General features: G+C 68.4%; 13 protein-coding genes. 7 read left to right on the top strand and 6 right to left on the bottom strand.

Translation table 11 applies throughout. The features are described 5' to 3' along the window. Positions 1 to 224 precede the first annotated feature (224 nt). A complete protein-coding gene (gene rnd / locus ABDZ95_RS10590; protein WP_343793482.1) occupies positions 225 to 1,373 on the bottom strand; it encodes a ribonuclease D in 1,149 nt (382 codons plus the stop codon). 80 nt (positions 1,374 to 1,453) lie between these two features. Here rnd and purM point away from each other — a divergent pair, with 80 nt between their 5' ends. The 3 genes from purM (at position 1,454) to ABDZ95_RS10575 (ending at position 5,223) form a co-directional block, all read left to right on the top strand. Then, positions 1,454 to 2,491, top strand: a complete 1,038-nt coding sequence (purM, locus tag ABDZ95_RS10585; protein ID WP_343793480.1) for a phosphoribosylformylglycinamidine cyclo-ligase — start codon at positions 1,454 to 1,456, stop codon at positions 2,489 to 2,491. Between the two features lie 5 nt (positions 2,492 to 2,496). Continuing rightward, positions 2,497 to 3,084, top strand: a complete 588-nt coding sequence (gene purN / locus ABDZ95_RS10580; protein WP_343793478.1) for a phosphoribosylglycinamide formyltransferase — start codon at positions 2,497 to 2,499, stop codon at positions 3,082 to 3,084. A gap of 84 nt (positions 3,085 to 3,168) precedes the next feature. After that, complete coding sequence (locus tag ABDZ95_RS10575; RefSeq protein ID WP_343793476.1) at positions 3,169 to 5,223, top strand: M13 family metallopeptidase; 2,055 nt, start codon at positions 3,169 to 3,171, stop codon at positions 5,221 to 5,223. A 74-nt stretch (positions 5,224 to 5,297) separates the two neighbouring features. On the opposite strand, the gene ABDZ95_RS10570 is transcribed toward ABDZ95_RS10575, so the two are convergent. The 4 genes from ABDZ95_RS10570 to ABDZ95_RS10555 are packed head-to-tail and all read right to left on the bottom strand — an operon-like array spanning position 5,298 to position 9,145. After that, complete coding sequence (locus tag ABDZ95_RS10570) at positions 5,298 to 5,507, bottom strand: hypothetical protein (RefSeq protein WP_343793474.1); 210 nt, start codon at positions 5,505 to 5,507, stop codon at positions 5,298 to 5,300. 44 nt (positions 5,508 to 5,551) lie between these two features. After that, the gene (gene sseA, locus ABDZ95_RS10565; protein WP_343793472.1) at positions 5,552 to 6,400 is read right to left on the bottom strand and encodes a 3-mercaptopyruvate sulfurtransferase; all 849 of its coding nucleotides are present in this window, start codon (positions 6,398 to 6,400) and stop codon (positions 5,552 to 5,554) included. Between the two features lie 21 nt (positions 6,401 to 6,421). Beyond that, complete coding sequence (locus ABDZ95_RS10560) at positions 6,422 to 7,642, bottom strand: class I SAM-dependent methyltransferase (protein ID WP_343793470.1); 1,221 nt, start codon at positions 7,640 to 7,642, stop codon at positions 6,422 to 6,424. Positions 7,643 to 7,675: 33 nt separating this feature from the next. Continuing rightward, positions 7,676 to 9,145: a cryptochrome/photolyase family protein gene (locus tag ABDZ95_RS10555; protein WP_343793468.1), complete on the bottom strand. Its 1,470-nt coding sequence runs from the start codon at positions 9,143 to 9,145 to the stop codon at positions 7,676 to 7,678. Positions 9,146 to 9,253: 108 nt separating this feature from the next. Here ABDZ95_RS10555 and kdsA point away from each other — a divergent pair, with 108 nt between their 5' ends. From kdsA to ABDZ95_RS10535, 4 genes are all read left to right on the top strand, one after another. Then, the gene (kdsA, locus tag ABDZ95_RS10550; protein ID WP_343793466.1) at positions 9,254 to 10,117 is read left to right on the top strand and encodes a 3-deoxy-8-phosphooctulonate synthase; all 864 of its coding nucleotides are present in this window, start codon (positions 9,254 to 9,256) and stop codon (positions 10,115 to 10,117) included. An 89-nt stretch (positions 10,118 to 10,206) separates the two neighbouring features. Further along, complete coding sequence (rfaE2, locus tag ABDZ95_RS10545; RefSeq protein ID WP_343793464.1) at positions 10,207 to 11,658, top strand: D-glycero-beta-D-manno-heptose 1-phosphate adenylyltransferase; 1,452 nt, start codon at positions 10,207 to 10,209, stop codon at positions 11,656 to 11,658. Then, on the top strand, positions 11,658 to 12,659 hold the full coding sequence (gene rfaD, locus ABDZ95_RS10540) for an ADP-glyceromanno-heptose 6-epimerase (RefSeq protein WP_343793462.1): 1,002 nt from the start codon (positions 11,658 to 11,660) through the stop codon (positions 12,657 to 12,659). Before rfaE2 ends, rfaD begins: the two co-directional genes overlap by 1 nt. After that, positions 12,656 to 13,762, top strand: a complete 1,107-nt coding sequence (locus tag ABDZ95_RS10535) for a DUF3089 domain-containing protein (RefSeq protein ID WP_343793460.1) — start codon at positions 12,656 to 12,658, stop codon at positions 13,760 to 13,762. Before rfaD ends, ABDZ95_RS10535 begins: the two co-directional genes overlap by 4 nt. Here ABDZ95_RS10535 and recG read toward each other — a convergent pair. Next, entirely contained in the window at positions 13,759 to 15,846 is a 2,088-nt protein-coding gene (gene recG / locus ABDZ95_RS10530; protein ID WP_343793458.1) for an ATP-dependent DNA helicase RecG, read from the bottom strand. The two genes, ABDZ95_RS10535 and recG, sit on opposite strands and share 4 nt — an antisense overlap. Positions 15,847 to 15,858 lie beyond the last annotated feature (12 nt).

Raw genomic sequence — 15,858 nt, 5'->3', positions numbered from 1 at the left:
TCCCCTTTTTCCTTGCGGGAGCGGCGGCTCAGCGCCTCCCCATTTGAAACCCGTCATCCTCGGGCTTGACCCGAGGATCGGACCATCCCCTCGCTCGGTGACAGCCGATGTTCCGCTGACCGGCGGGCCATCCTCAGAGGCACAGTCCCCCTCGACCTCCGATCCTCGGGTCAAGCCCGAGGATGACGGTTATAGGGGGAGAATGACGGCTGGAGCGTGGAGACCTATTCGATCTCCACCACCTCTACCCGCGGTCCGTTGAGGACCAAGGCGATTTCGCCGCGTTTCAGCTTCAGCGCGTCGTCGCCGAACAGCTGGCGCCGCCAGCCCTTCAGGGCCTCGACGTCGGCGTTGTCGTCCAGCGCGATCTTCTCGAGGTCGGCGACATTGGCGATCAGTTTGGTGGCCACGCCGGCGTTGTCGCTTTTGGCCTTCAGCAGGACCTTTAGCAGCTCGACCACGGACGGCGGAGCCGGCTGGTTGTGGGCGGGACGCTCCAGCTTGGGCGCATGGGCTTCCGGATCGGCCAGCACGCGCTTCAGCTCGGCGATCAGTTCCAGACCCAGACGCGAGGCGCCGAAGCCTTTGGGCACCGACCGCAGGCGATTGAAGGCGTCCGGATCGGTCGGGCCTTGGGCCGCGATCTCATCGATGGCCTCGTCCTTCAGGATGCGGCCGCGCGGCTGGTCACGTTCCTGCGCCGCGCGCTCGCGCCACACGGCGGTGGCGACGAAGGCGGACAGGTATTTCGCGGAGTATTTCTTCGGCTTCAGGCGCTTCCACGCCTTTTCCGGATCGGTGTCGTACAGCGCCGGATCGGTCAGGTCGTCCATCTCGGCCATGACCCAGTCCAGACGACCGTCGCGTTGCAGGCGATCCCGCAGCTTGGGGTACAGGGCCGCGAGGTGGGTAACGTCGCCCAGCGCGTAGACCAGCTGGGCGTCCGACAGCGGGCGGCGGGCCCAGTCGGTGAAGCGGCTGCCCTTGTCGACTTCCTGACGAAGCATCTGGCGGACCAGGGCCTCGTAGGAGACCTGATCGCCAAAACCGGCGGCCATGGCGGCGACCTGGGTGTCGAACATCGGCCTGGGCATGGCGCCCAGCTTCACGAAAATCTCCACGTCCTGACGGGCGGCGTGGAAGACCTTGAGAATCGATTCGTCCCGAAGAAGGTCGAGGAAGGGGGTCATATCCAGCCCATCGGCCAGCGGATCGATGATCGCGGCGTCGGTCGGCGAGGCCGCCTGAATCAGGCAGAGCTTCGGCCAGTACGTCGTTTCCCGCATGAACTCGGTGTCGACGGTGATGAAGGGCTGGTTGGCCAGACGCGCGCAGAACTCCTGCAGCGCCTCGGTGGTGGTGATCGGCGTCATTCGGATGCTATAGCCCCGCGCGCGCCCGTTGTGGCAAGTGCCGCGACACAATTCCGCCCTCTGATTCAGGCCCGTGACCGATGAGCGACACCTCCGACAAGCTTGGCAACGGCCTGACCTACGCCGACGCAGGGGTCGATATCGACGCCGGAGAGATGCTGGTCGATGCGATCAAGCCGTTGGCCAAATCCACGGCCCGCGCCGGTTCGGAGCCCTCGCTGGGCGGCTTCGGCGCCCTGTTCGACCTGAAGGCGGCCGGGTTCGAGGACCCGCTGATCGTCACCACGACCGACGGCGTGGGCACCAAGCTGAGAATCGCGATCGAGACCGGACGTCATGACGGCGTCGGCGTCGATCTGGTCGCCATGTGCGTGAACGACCTGCTGGCCCAGGGCGCCGAGCCCCTGCTGTTCCTCGACTACTACGCCACCGGCAAGCTGGACGTGGATGCGGCCAAGCGCGTCGTCGCCGGCATTGCCGAGGGCTGCCGTCAGGCCGGCTGCGCCCTTGTGGGCGGCGAGACGGCCGAGATGCCGGGTATGTATTCGGGCGGCGACTACGATCTGGCCGGCTTCTCGCTGGGCGCGGTCGAGCGCGGCCACGCCCTGCCGTATCTGGATCGCCAGCAGGCCGGCGACATCATCATCGGTCTGGCCTCATCGGGTCCGCACTCGAACGGCTATTCGCTGATCCGCAAGGTGGTCGAGAAGTCCGGCCTCGGCTGGGGCGACGATGCGCCCTTCACCAAGGACCGCTCGCTGGCCCAGGCCCTGATGGAGCCGACCCGGATTTATGTGAAGCCGGTGCTGCCTCTGATGAAGGGCGGACTGGTCAAGGGCGCGGCCCACATCACCGGCGGCGGCCTGATCGAGAATCCGCCGCGCTGCATCGCCGAGGGCCTGCAGGCGAAGTTCGACTGGGACGCCTGGCCGATGCCGGCCGTGTTCCAGTGGATGGGCGAGGTCGGCGGCATTTCGGATCACGAACTGCGCCGCACCTTCAACTGCGGCGTCGGTTTCATCCTGATCGTCGCGGCCGAGAACGCCGAGCCGGTGCTGGCCGCCCTGCTGAACGCCGGCGAGGTCGCCTTCGTTTGCGGTCAGCTGGAAGCCGCCTGACCGTCATGAGTGGTCCGCGCGTCCGTGTCGCCGTCCTGATCTCCGGGACCGGCTCGAACATGGCCGCCCTGATCGAGGCCGGTCGCGCGCCGGATGCGCCGTTCGAAGTCGTGCTGGTGCTGTCCAATAAAGATGAGGCGGGCGGACTGGCCATTGCCTCCGCCGCGGGCGTGGCCACTGTCGCCATCGATCATCGTCCCTTCGGCAAGGACCGCGAGGCCCATGAGCGCGCGGTGGACGAGGCGCTGCGGGCCAGCGGCGTCGAGGTCGTCGCCCTGGCTGGCTACATGCGCCTGCTGACGCCCTGGCTGGTCGGCCAATGGGCCGGGCGCATGCTGAACATCCACCCCAGCCTGCTGCCGAAATATCCGGGCCTTGACACCCACGCCCGCGCCATCGAAGCGCGCGACGCCGAGGCCGGCTGCACAGTCCATCTGGTCACCGAGGGTGTCGATGAGGGCCCTGCGCTGGCGCAGGCCGCCGTGCCGATCGTCGCCGGAGACACGCCGGAGAGCCTCGCCCAGCGCGTCCTGACCGCCGAGCACAACCTCTATCCGCAGGCGCTCGCCGACTTCTGCCGGAAGCTTCATTAGCTTTTTGTAATGCGCCGAATTCGGGCGCGACATCCTGTCACGGAGGGAGCAGGGTCCGCCCGTTTTCTCCAACGGGAGCAGTTCATGCTCAGACTTCGCTTCATGGCCTGCGCCGCCGGCGCCGCGCTGTTTCTCGCCGCCAATCTCGCCCACGCCCAGACCACGCCGCCCGCGCCCGCCGCTGGCGAGGCCGAGATCGGCGGCTTCGGCTTCGACATGTCGGGCATGGATACCTCGGTCCGCCCCGGCCATGACTTCAATCGCTTCGCCAGCGGCCACTATCTGACCAGCAACGCCATCCCGGCGGACAAAACCTCCTACGGCGTGTTCGACGCCCTGTACGACCGCTCGCAGGAGAACCTGCGCGCCCTGATCGACGAGAGCGCCGCCAATCCGACCGCCAGCGCCGACGCCGGCCGCATCGGTGCCTTCTACGGCAGCTTCATGGACGAGGCCGCGGTTGAGCGCCTCGGCGCGACGCCGCTCGCCGCCGATCTGGCCGCCGTCCGCGCCGCCGACACCCGCGAGAAGATGGCCACCCTGATGGGCCGCAGCCAGGGCGAGTTCGGCGCCTCGATCTTCGGCGTGCAGGTGTTCGAGGACCTTAAGGACCCGAACCGCAATGGAGCCTATGTGGTGCAGGGCGGGCTCGGCCTGCCGGACCGCGACTACTATCTGGAAGACAGCTTCGCCCCGCAGCGCGCCGCCTATCAGGCCTATGTCGCCCAGGTGCTGACGCTGGCCGGCTGGGCCAACGCCGAACAGGCCGCCGCCGACGTGCTGGCGTTCGAAACGGCTCTGGCCCGCCATCACTGGACCCAGGTCGAGAACCGCCAGATCGACAAGATGTACAATCCGGCCACCCTGGCCGAGCTGGCCGCCGCTGCGCCGGGCTTCGACTGGCAGGCGTGGGCGACGGGCGCGGGCGTGGCCTCGGTCCCGACCCTGATCGCCGCCAACAACACCGCCTTCCCGGGCATGGCGCAGGTCTATGGCGAGACGCCGGTCGCGACGTTGCAGTCGTGGCAGGCCTTCCACGTCATCGATCAGGCCGCGCCCTATCTGTCGTCGGCCTTCGTGACCGCCCACTTCGACTTCCACGGCAAGACCCTGAACGGCCAGCCGGAGAACCGGCCGCGCTGGAAGCGGGGCGTCCAACTGGTCGACAGTTCCCTCGGCGAGGTGCTGGGCCGCGAGTACGTCGCCCGCCACTTCCCGGCCGAGTCCAAGACCCAGATGGAGGCCTTGGTCGCCAACCTGCGTCGCGCCATGACGGCCCGCATCGAGCAACTGGACTGGATGGGACCGGAAACCCGCCGGCAGGCGCTCTACAAGATGAGCCGCTTCGGGGTGAAGATCGGCTATCCCGAGCAATGGCGCAGCTATGACGGCCTGCGTCTGGACGCCGGTGACCTGTACGGCAACGTCGAGCGCTCGGCCGCCTTCGAGTGGGCGTACAATCTCGAGAAGCTGTCCAGGCCGGTCGATCCGCTGGAGTGGGGTATGACCCCGCAGACGGTGAATGCCTACTACAACCCTCCGCGCAACGAGATCGTCTTCCCGGCGGCCATCCTGCAGGCGCCGTTCTTCGATCCGCACGCCGATCCGGCCGTGAACTACGGCGGCATCGGCGCGGTCATCGGCCACGAGATCACCCACGGCTTCGACGATCAGGGCCGCAAGGTCGATGGCGACGGCGTGCTGCGCGACTGGTGGACGGCTGAGGATGCCGCCCGCTTCGAGGAGCGGGCCCGCGTTCTGGGCGCGCAATACTCGGCGCTGAGCCCGTTCGAGGGCGTGAACGTCAACGGCGACCTGACGATGGGCGAGAACATCGCCGATCTGGGCGGTCTGCTGATGGCGCTGGACGCCTACCGCATGTCGCTCAATGGCCAGCCGGCCCCGGTGATCAACGGCCTGACCGGCGAGCAGCGCGTCTTCCTCGGCTGGGCCCAGGTCTGGCGGGAGAATATTCGCGACGAGGCCCTGCGCCAGCAGGTGACCGTCGATCCGCACGCCCCGGCCCAGTACCGCGCCGCCGTGCCGCCGCGGAACATCGACGCCTGGTACGCCGCCTTCGGCGTCCAGCCGGGCGACGAGCAGTATCTGGCTCCGGAAGCCCGCGCCCGGATCTGGTGATCCGGACGATGAACAAGAGAACGGCCCCGGCGATTGCTCGCCGGGGCCGCTTTCGTTTTTGGCTGTACCGTCGCTTAGCGCGGACGACGCGGCGTGGTGGCCGCACCTGCGGCAGCACCGATCGCAGCGCCGGCGACGGTCGCGCCGGTGTCGCCGCCGATAACCTGGCCGGCGACAGCGCCGCCGATGGCGCCGGTGGCGGCGCGTTGTTCCATCGTCGAGCCACAGGCGGCCAGCAGGCCGACAGCGGCGATCACGGGGGTCAGTTTCAACATCGTTTTCATCGTTATGCTCCTGGGGAGAAAGACAGGACCAGAACGAAGCGAGGCTATGTACGGTTCCCGACGGGACCGACCTCGACGGGGACATCGGGTCGCACGCCCCACTCCGCCCAGCTGCCGTCATACAGCGCCGAAGGGCGTCCGAGCTCGGACAGGCCCAGTGACAGAATGGCCGCCGTTACGCCCGATCCGCAGGTGGTGATCACCGGCTTTTCGATGTCCACGCCGGCGTTCGCGAAAGCCGCCTCCAGCGCTGCGCCCCGCTTCATCCGGCCGTCGGGGTTCAGCAGGGCGGCATAGGGCAGGTTGATCGCGCCGGGCATGTGACCCGGCCTGACACCCGGACGCGGTTCGGGCGCCTCGCCGCGGAAACGGGCGCCGCCACGGGCATCCACCACCTGTCCGCCGATATCCAGCGCGCCGTGCACATGGTCCAGACCGGCCACCGCCGATGGGGCGAAGCGCGGCTGGAACAGGGCGAAGCCGGAGGAGTGGGCGTGGCCCTCTTCGGTCGGTCGCCCCTCGGCGATCCAAGCCGGCAGGCCGCCGTCCAGCACCCGCACGTCGCCGCACCCCATGACCCTCAGCATCCACCAGAGCCTCGCCGCCGAGAACAGGCCTGCGGTATCGTAGACCACAACCGGACTTTCGTCGGACACGCCCAGCAAGCCCATCGAGGCCGAGAAGGACGCCGGGCTCGGCAGCATGTGCGGCAGGTCGCTGTCCTGATCCGAAATGGCGTCCAGATCGACGAAGACCGCGCCCGGGACGTGGGCCGCGAGGAAGTCCGCCCGCGCGTCGCGTCCGTCCAGATGCCAACTGGCGTCCAGTATCCGCAGCGCGGGATCGCCGATCCGCGCCGCCAGTTCCTCGGTGGAGATCAGGGGAGAGGTCATCGCCGACCTATGCCCCCGCGTTCAGGCCTTCGCCAGACCCAGCTGGATCACGTCGATGCGACGCGACCGGAAGCCGGCCTCGCAATAGGCCAGATAGAAGCGCCAGAGCCGACGGAACCGCTCGTCGAAGGTCGTGTTGGCCTCGATACGCGGCCATGCCGTCTGGAACCGCTCGTCCCACAGCTTCAGGGTCTCGGCATAATCGAGGCCGAAGCGCTCCACGCCGACCTTGCCCAGCCCAGCCGCCGCGACGACGGGCTCCAGCCTGGGCTCCGAAGGCAGCATCCCGCCCGGGAAGACGTACTTCTGGATGAAGTCCGTCCGGCGATTGTACTCCTCGAACAGGGCGTCCTCGATTGTGATGATCTGCAGCCCCGCGCGACCGTCGGGCTCCAGCACGTCGTGGATCTTGCCGAAGTAGGCAGGCCAGTATTCCTGTCCGACAGCCTCGAACATCTCGATCGACGCCACCCGGTCGAACCTGCCCTCGACGTCGCGATAGTCGACCAGTTCGATGCTTACCCGTTCCGTCAGGCCGGCATTGAATATCCGCTGGCGGGCGAAGTCGTACTGCTCCTGCGAGATGGTGATGCCGGTGACCCTGGCCCCGACTTCCTTCGCCGCGAACTCGGCGAACCCGCCCCAGCCGCAGCCGATCTCCAGCACGCTGTGATCCGGCTTCAGGTCCGTGATCCGCGCCAGCGAGGCGTATTTCTCGCGCTGGGCGGCCTCAAGCGACTGGCTGGCGGCGGTGAAGCGCGCCGACGAATAGGTCATCGAGGGGTCGAGCCAGGTCGCGTAGAAGGCGTTGCCCAGATCGTAGTGGGCGTGGATGTTCTTTCTTGAGCCCTTGCGGCTGTTGCGGTTCAGCCGGTGCGAGATCCAGTTGACCACGCCCATGACCGGATTGCCGTCGAACAGCCGGCGGATGTGATCGTAGTTCTGCGCCAGAACCTCCAGCAGGGTCGCCAGCTGCGGCGTCTCCCACTCGCCGGCCATATAGCCCTCGGCGAACCCGATATCGCCATTGGCCAGAACCCGGGCAGCGAAGCGGTAATCGCGGATGTCCAGAACCGCCGCCGGCCCGGTCTCCGCACCCTCCAGACAGTGCATCGCGCCGCCGGGCAGCAGCACGGTCAGCTTGCCGTAGGTCCAGTTCGAGCCCAGCAGGCGGAGCAGCAGCGCCGCCGCGCGCGGGGTGCGCGACCCGATGGAATGACGCTCTGCGGGAATGGAGGTCATGATCGCGAAATCTGGGTGGCGGAGCTGTAAGCGTCAATCCCGGTCGGAATCGTCGTCGGGCTGACGCGAGCGGGTGACCACCTTGAGCGCGTCCAGCGCCCGGTCGCGGGCCTCGCCGTGATCGACGATGGGCTTTGGATAGTCCCTGCCGAGACCGATACCGGCGTCGCGCAAGACTTCGGCCGGGGCTGTCCACGGCGCATGGATCCACTTGTCGGGCAGGGCGGCGATCTCCGGGACCCAGCGGCGGACGTATTGACCCTTTGCATCGAACTTCGCCCCTTGGGTGGTCGGATTGAACACCCTGAAGTACGGCGAAGCGTCGGCACTGGATCCCGCAATCCATTGCCAATTCTGCACATTGTTGCCGAGGTCGGCGTCCACGAGGGTGTCCCAGAACCACGCCTCGCCCTTGCGCCAGTCGATCAGCAGGTCCTTCACGAGGAATGAGGCGACGATCATCCGCACCCGATTGTGCATCCAGCCCGTGGTCCACAGCTGGCGCATGCCGGCGTCGACGATCGGATAGCCGGTCAGCCCCTTCTTCCAGGCGTTGAAGCCCTTGATGTCCGTCAGCCACGGCATCGCGTCATACTCGGGCCGGAAGGCCGTGTCGGTCATCCGCGGGAAGTGATGCAGTAGCTGGGTCGAGAAGTCGCGCCATCCCAGTTCGGCGACGAACTTGTCCGCTTCCGCGGCCGGCACGCGCCCATCGGAGGCCGCCTTGCGGACCTGCTCGACCACCCGCCAAGGATGCAATTCGCCCCAATGCAGGTGAGGGGACAGGCGGCTCGATCCCGGTTCGCCCGGCCGGTCCCGGCCGACGGAATAGGTCTTCAGCCCTTTCGACAGGAAGTCAGACAGCGCCTCGCTCGCCCCGGCCTCGCCCGGGGTCCAGTCGAAGCCGCCGGACCAGTCGGGTTTGTCCGGGTGCAGGCTCCAGTCGTCGACCGCCTCGCTCTTCACGCTCGTCGGCGTATCGATCTCGCGCGGCCCCAGCGTGTGCGGCGGCGCCTCGGCCTTGGCCAGCAGCGCCTTCATGAAGGGGGTGAACACCTTGTAGGGTCCGCCGGAGCCGGTCATCACCCCGCCCGGACGGCATAGCAGCGAGCCGTTCCAGCCCTTCACCTCGACCCCGTCCTCCTTGAGAGCATGGGCGATGTCGGCGTCGCGGGCGAAAGCGTCGGGGTCGAACAGCCGGTTCATGAAGACCGCGTCCGCGCCGGTCTCGTCGATCAGACGGCGCAGTTCGCCCTCCGAATCGCCCGAACGCAGGATCAGTCGCGATCCACGCGCCTTCAGGCTGTCGTCCAGCGCGCGCAGGGACTTGTCCAGCCACCACAGGGACGCCGCGCCGGGGCGGCGCACGCCCGGTCCCATGTCGTGGATATAGACCGGCAGGATCGGCCGTCCCGTCTCGGCGGCGTGGTTCAGGGCCGGATTGTCGGCCAGCCGCAGGTCGCGGCGGAACCACAGGATGACAGGCGCCGGTCTGGTGGTCATTCGGTCGGGCTCCGTGATAGCTTGCGAACCTCAACGTCCGACGCCACCTGATCGCCGCATAAGTGCGGTAATGGCCGCGCGTCGCCAAGCGCATTTCAGGATTTCGCCGTGTCTCAGCCGAACGCCATCATCGACATCAAGGACGGTCTGACCCGCCCCGTCAGCATCGGCGGCGGCCAGCGCATCGTCTTCATCGCCGGTCCGTGCCAGCTGGAAAGCCGTCAGCACGCCCTCGAGATGGCCAGTGCGCTGAAGGAGATCGGCGAGCGCCTGAACGTCGGCATCATCTACAAGACCAGCTTCGACAAGGCGAACCGCACCTCGGCCAACGCCGCCCGCGGCTTCGGCCTCGAAGGCTCGCTGCCCATCTTCGCCGAGATCCGCGAGACCCTCGGCCTGCCGGTCCTGACTGACGTCCACACCGAGGAGCACTGCCGGATCGCCGGCGAAGTCGTCGACGTGCTGCAGATCCCGGCCTTCCTCAGCCGCCAGACTGACCTGCTGCTGGCCGCCGCCGCCACGGGCAAGGCGATCAACATCAAGAAGGGCCAGTTCCTAGCGCCCTGGGACATGAAGAACGTCATCGCCAAGGTCACCGGCGCCGGAAACCCCAACGTCATGGCCTGCGAGCGTGGCGCCAGCTTCGGCTACAACACGCTGGTCAGTGACATGCGCGCCCTGCCGGTGCTCCGCGAGATCGGCTGCCCGGTCGTCTTCGATGCGACCCACAGCGTCCAGCAGCCGGGCGGGCAGGGGACCTCCTCGGGCGGCCAGCGCGAGTTCGTGCCGGTCCTGGCCCGCGCCGCCGTGGCCGTCGGCGTGGACGCCGTCTTCATGGAGACCCATCAGGACCCCGACAACGCTCCGTCGGACGGCCCGAACATGGTCCCGCTGAACCAGTTCGAGGATCTCGCCGCCGAACTGCTGGCCTACGACGACCTGTCCAAGTCCCGCATGGCGAAGGCCGCCTGATCTTGCCTCCGATGCATCGATTGCATCGATTGCATCAGTTGCATCACAGGGCGGTTGTGTGAAAGGCGGGCGCGCTTTAGCTCAGGCACATGGCTGATCGGACCCTCGACCTTGGCGGCTTGCAGGCCCTTCTGGAGCGCGTGCGCGGGCTGAGGGTGGCCTGCGTCGGCGACCTGATGCTGGACCGCTACGTCTACGGCGAGGTCAGCCGCATCTCGCCCGAGGCGCCCATCCCCGTCCTGAAGACCCGCCGCACCACGGCCATGCCCGGCGGCGTGGGCAATGTGGCGCGCAACATCGCGGCCCTGGGCGGCGTCGCCCGGCTGGGCGCTGTCGCTGGCGCCGACTCCGCCGGCGACGAGCTCTCGGTCCTTATCGCCGCCGAGGACAGTGTCGAGGACGCCGTCGAGCGCCGGCCCGGCGCCGCCACCATCGTCAAGACCCGCTTCGTCGCCGCCGGCCAGCAACTGCTCCGCCTCGACGAGGAAGACGCCCCGCTGCCGGCCACCGAAAGCGACGCGTTTACGGGCGCTTCCGTCTACTTGCTGTCGGACTACGCCAAGGGCGTGGTCAGCGACGCACTGATCGCCCAGGCGCTTGCCGCCGCCGCGCAGTCTGGCGCGCCCGTGATCGTCGACCCCAAGGGCCGCGACTTCGCCCGCTACGGGGCCGTCGATCTGATCAAACCCAACGCCAGCGAACTGGCCGGGGCCACCGGCCTGCCGGTCGACACCGACGGCGAGGTCGAGATCGCGCTGAAAGCCCTGCTGGACGCCACGACCGCGAAGGCCATCGTGGTCACCCGCGCCGGCAAGGGCATGAGTCTGATGCGCCGTGGCGGCGAGGCGAAGCATTTCCCCGGCCGCGCCCGCGAGGTCTTCGATGTCTCCGGCGCCGGAGACACCGGTCTGGCCGCGCTCGGCCTGGCCTTGGGCGCCGGCGCGTCGCTGGAGACCGCCGTCGAGTTCGCCATCCTCGCCTCGGGGGTCGTGGTCGGAAAGGCCGGCACCGCCGTGGTCTCGCCGGCCGAGCTGATCGACGCCGAGATGAGCCAGCACGCCTCGGGCGCCCATGCCAAGGTCATGCCGCTCGAAGAGCTGGCCCACGTCGTCGAGGGTTGGAAGCGTCAGGGCCTGAAGGTCGGCTTCACCAACGGCTGCTTCGACATCCTGCACCGCGGCCACGTCGCCTATCTGGCCCAGGCCCGCAGCTGGTGCGACCGGCTGGTGGTCGCTCTCAACACCGACGCCTCCGTCCGCCGCCTGAAAGGCGAGGGCCGGCCCATCAACGACCTGGACAGCCGCGCCGTCGTCATCGGCGGCCTACAGTCCGTCGACCGCGTCACCAGCTTCGATGACCCCACGCCCATCGCCCTGATCGAACGCCTGCGGCCCGACGTCCTGATCAAGGGCGCGGACTACACGCGGGAGGGCGTCGTCGGCGGCGATCTGGTCGAGAGCTGGGGCGGCGAGGTCAAACTGGCGACGTTCGAGGACGGCTTCTCCACCACCCGTACGATCTCGAAGATGAAGGACAGCTGATGGCCCGTCGGATGATCGTTGTGACCGGCGGCGCGGGCTTCATCGGCTCGAACATCGTCGCCCGACTCTGCGCCGGCGGGCGGCACGACGTCGTCGTCTGCGACCGCATGGAAGACGCCGCGCTCGGCAAGTGGAAGAACCTGGCCAAGCACCGCATCGCCGATTTCTGGCTGCCCGAGGAGCTGTTCGACAAGCTCGAGGACCACGCCGAAGCCATCGAGGCCGTCGTCCACATGGGCGCCATTTCCTCGACGACCGAGGCCGACGCGGACCTGATCATGCGCACCAACTTCAGCCTGTCGCGCGACCTGTGGGACTGGTGCGCCGTGCGCGACGCCCGACTGATCTACGCCTCTTCGGCCGCCACCTACGGTGATGGCGAGGGCGGCTTCGCAGATAACGACGATCTTGATTCCTTGTCGGCGCTTCGTCCTCTAAACGCCTACGGTTACTCGAAATATCTGTTCGACCAGTACGCAGTCCGTCAGGCTGAGGAGGGGCATCAGCCGTCCCAGTGGGCGGGCCTGAAATTCTTCAACGTCTATGGGCCGAACGAGTACCACAAGGGCGGCATGAAGTCGGTCGTGGCCCAGATCTGGCCCAAGGTTCAGGCCGGCGAACCCGTCACCCTGTTCCGTTCGCACAATCCGAACTATCCGGATGGCGGCCAGATGCGCGATTTCGTCTTCGTCGAAGACGTGGTCGACATCATCGAATGGCTGCTGGCGACGCCGGCGGTCTCGGGCGTGTTCAACGCCGGCTCGGGGCAGGCGCGGTCCTTCCTCGACCTGGCCAACGCCACCTTCGCCGCCGCCGGCAAGGCGCCCGCCATCGAGTACGTCGACACCCCGCTGTCGATCCGGGACAAGTATCAGTACTTCACCGAGGCCAGCATGGACCGCGTCCGCGCCGCCGGCTTCGAGGGCCAGTCCACGCCGCTGGAAGAGGGCGTCCGTCGCTACGTCCAGCAGTTCCTCAGCCAGTCGGATCAGTACCGGTGAAGCTGCGCCGGCTGACCTTCCGCCAGTGGGTCGGCTGGATCGGCCTGACCATGGTCGCCATCCTGACCATCGCCGTGGCCGTGTGGCGCGGTGACATCCTGCGCGCCGGCCTCGATCCCCAGGTGCCGTTCCAGACCTATAAGCCGCCCATCGCCCCCGACTACGGCGATCCGGCGGCGTGGGCCCTGCGGGATGCGCGGGCGCAGGGCGCGGGTGACGCCGCCGTCTTCTTTGTCCATTCCACGACCTACGAGGGCGGACGTCACTGGAACGGCCCCATCGGTGACCGGAAGTCTGACGACTGGTTGCGTCGCGTCGTCCTGCCCAACCATGCGGGACCCTTCGCCGCCGCCGGCCCCGTCAGCGCGCCACTGTATCGTCAGGCCAGCCTCTACACCCGCCTGACATTGCGCGAGGACGCCCGCGAGGCGCGCGCCTTTGCCTACCGCGACATTGTTTCCGCCTTCGACGCCTGGATCGCCCGCCATCCGACCGGCCCCATCGTACTTGCCGGGGTGGAGCAGGGCGGCGACCTGCTCGAGCGGCTGACGCGCGAGCGCGTCGCCCGCGATCCGGCGCTGCGCGATCGTCTGGTCGCCGTCTATCTGATGGACGTCATCGTCCCCGAGGGGCGTCTGGCGACCAACATCCCGGCCTGCTCGCGTCGAGACCAACTGGCCTGCGCCATCGTCTATTCGCCGGTCGGCGATCACAACGAGGGCGCGGCCAATCGACGTCTGCGCCGGGCGCTGAGCTGGGACGACCGGGGCCATCTCGTCGAGCTTCAGGGCCGTACGCCGATCTGTGTGAACCCGGTCAGCGGTTCGTCGGACGAGACGCCTGTCGCCGCCCGCGTCAGCCGTGGCGCGACCAACGCCACGGGCCTTGAATGGGGTGCTCGGCCTGCGCTGCGCACCCGCGAGATCGCCACCGAATGCCGGGAGGGCCTGCTGCGCCATACCGAGCCGGACCTCGAAGCCTATCGCGAGACCGGTAGCTGGGCGGACCGAAGAAAGTCACGTCCTTACAATCTATTCTACGGCGACCTTGAGGCGGACGTTCAGACGCGCGCGGCCGCCTGGCGCGCCGCGCACGCCGGCTAGTCCGCGCCGCCCCGGTCCGCCTTCCAGTCGAACAAGGCCTCCAGAACCCGGATCGCCTCGCCCCGCGGCGAGGTCAGGTCCGGGTCCCGTCCCAGCACCAGACGGGCATCGTCGGCCGCGGCCAGCAGCAGGCTCCGGTGCCGGATCGGGTCGGCGAACCGATAGGCCGGGAAGCCGCTCTGCTTCAGGCCTAAAGGATCGCCGCCGCCCCGCAGTCGGAAATCCTCTTCCGCGATCTCGAAACCATCCTCGGTTCGCCGCAGCGTCTCCAGCCTGAGCTTCGCCGTCTCACCCAGCCCGTCGTCCCCGCCGCCGTACAGCAGCAGACAGGTCGAGGCCTTGGCTCCGCGCCCGACCCGCCCCCTGAGCTGATGAAGCTGGGCCAGGCCGAACCGGTCGGCATGCTCGATTACCATGATCGAGGCGTTGGGCACATCCACCCCGACCTCGACCACGGTCGTGGCGACCAGCAGAGGCGTCCGGCCGTCGGCGAAGTCCGCCATCACCGCTTCCCGCTCCGCGCCCGGCATCTGGCCGTGCGCCAGCCCGACCTCGACCTGCAGGATGCGGCGCAGGTCCGCAGCCCGCGCCTCGGCCGCCGCCAGATCGCTGGCCTCGCTCTCGGCCACCAGCGGGCAGATCCAGTAGGCTTGGGCCCCGGTGTCCAGCGCTGCCTTCAGCCGCTTCGCCACCTCGCCGATCCGGGCCTGTGGCAGGACGGCCGTGGTCACCGGCGTCCGACCCGGCGGCTTCTCGGTCAGGCGCGACACGTCCAGCTCGCCGTACTGCGTCAGCTCCAGCGTACGCGGGATCGGCGTCGCCGACATGGTCAGCAGGTGCACGCCGCCCGTCCTCGGATCGCCCTTGGCCTGCAACCTCTGCCGTTCGTTGACCCCGAACCTGTGCTGCTCGTCGATGACGGCAAGCGCCAGTCGGTCGAAACGCACGGCGTCCTGGAACAGGGCATGGGTGCCGATCGCCACCTGGGCCTCGCCCGACGCCAGCGCCGCCAGCTTCGGCCGCCGCTCCGCCTGGGTGTCCCGGCCGGTCAGCAGGACCGCGGTCACGCCCGCGCCCTCCAGCATGGGCGCTAGCCGCTGATAGTGCTGGCGGGCCAGAATCTCGGTGGGCGCCATCAGGGCCGACTGGAAGCCCGAAGCCGCCGCATCGGCCAGCGCCAAGGCCGCCACCGCCGTCTTGCCCGAGCCGACGTCGCCCTGCAGCAGACGACCCATCTGCTCGCCCGACGCCAGATCGCGACGGATGTCCTCGACGGCCTGCGCCTGGGCTCCGGTCAGGGTGAAGGGCAGGGCAGCGAGCAGGCGCTCGGACGCCTCACCCGGCCGGATGACCGGCGCCGGCGTGATCTGACGCGCGCGCCGACGCCGGGCCAGCGCCAACTGGTGCGCGAACAGTTCGTCATAGGCCAGTCGCTGACGCGCTACGGCCTCCGGCGCGAGGTCCGGTTCGCCTTGAGGAGCGTGCAGACGCTCCAGCGCCGCATGCCACGCCGGGAACCGCTGCCGCTCCAGCCAGGCCGGGTCCTGCCACTCCGGCAGATCGACCGCATGCTCCATCGCGCCCTGGACGAATTTGCGGATCTGGCGCGAGGTCAGCCCCTGCGTCGCCGGATAGACCGGCTCGGTCATGGCGATGTCGTCGGCCTCGTCGGGCTTGAAGATATCCGGATGGACGATCTGGACCTCATTGTTGAACCGCTCGACCTTGCCCGAGACGATCCGCGTCTGGCCCTTGGGCAGCAGGCGCTCGATGTGCTGGGCCGAGCCGCCGAACCAGATCAGATGGACGAAGCCGGTCTCGTCGCTGGCCCGCACCTTGATCGGCGCGCCCGGCTTTCCGGGAACGAACAGCCGGTCGATCATCACCTCGAACAGGCCGACCGAACCCTCGGTCGCATTGGCGGCGGTCATCGGCCGACGGACCACGACACCGGACGGCGGCAGAAACAGCAGGTCGCGGACCAGCGGCCCCGCCACCTTCTGCACCAGAGGCAGCACCTTGGGCCCCACGCCCTTCAGGCTGGAGACCTCGGCGAACAGCGGAAAGAGAATCTGGGGCCGCATTGCGCGCAGCAT

The organism is Brevundimonas kwangchunensis (assembly GCF_039523815.1).
In the GTDB taxonomy this organism is placed as follows: domain Bacteria; phylum Pseudomonadota; class Alphaproteobacteria; order Caulobacterales; family Caulobacteraceae; genus Brevundimonas; species Brevundimonas kwangchunensis.
Note: the sequence above shows the minus strand (reverse complement) of the source record. Positions and strands in the feature narration are given on the sequence as shown.

Bases quoted from the DNA above. Each gene is read 5' to 3' on its own strand.
- ABDZ95_RS10560 (WP_343793470.1), bottom strand. From the start codon at position 7,642: ATGACCTCCATTCCCGCAGAGCGTCATTCCATCGGGTCGCGCACCCCG.
- purM (WP_343793480.1), top strand. From the start codon at position 1,454: ATGAGCGACACCTCCGACAAGCTTGGCAACGGCCTGACCTACGCCGAC.
- rfaD (WP_343793462.1), top strand. From the start codon at position 11,658: ATGGCCCGTCGGATGATCGTTGTGACCGGCGGCGCGGGCTTCATCGGC.
- ABDZ95_RS10570 (WP_343793474.1), bottom strand. From the start codon at position 5,507: ATGAAAACGATGTTGAAACTGACCCCCGTGATCGCCGCTGTCGGCCTG.
- rfaE2 (WP_343793464.1), top strand. From the start codon at position 10,207: ATGGCTGATCGGACCCTCGACCTTGGCGGCTTGCAGGCCCTTCTGGAG.
- ABDZ95_RS10575 (WP_343793476.1), top strand. From the start codon at position 3,169: ATGCTCAGACTTCGCTTCATGGCCTGCGCCGCCGGCGCCGCGCTGTTT.
- ABDZ95_RS10555 (WP_343793468.1), bottom strand. From the start codon at position 9,145: ATGACCACCAGACCGGCGCCTGTCATCCTGTGGTTCCGCCGCGACCTG.
- purN (WP_343793478.1), top strand. From the start codon at position 2,497: ATGAGTGGTCCGCGCGTCCGTGTCGCCGTCCTGATCTCCGGGACCGGC.
- recG (WP_343793458.1), bottom strand. From the start codon at position 15,846: ATGCGGCCCCAGATTCTCTTTCCGCTGTTCGCCGAGGTCTCCAGCCTG.
- sseA (WP_343793472.1), bottom strand. From the start codon at position 6,400: ATGACCTCTCCCCTGATCTCCACCGAGGAACTGGCGGCGCGGATCGGC.
- rnd (WP_343793482.1), bottom strand. From the start codon at position 1,373: ATGACGCCGATCACCACCACCGAGGCGCTGCAGGAGTTCTGCGCGCGT.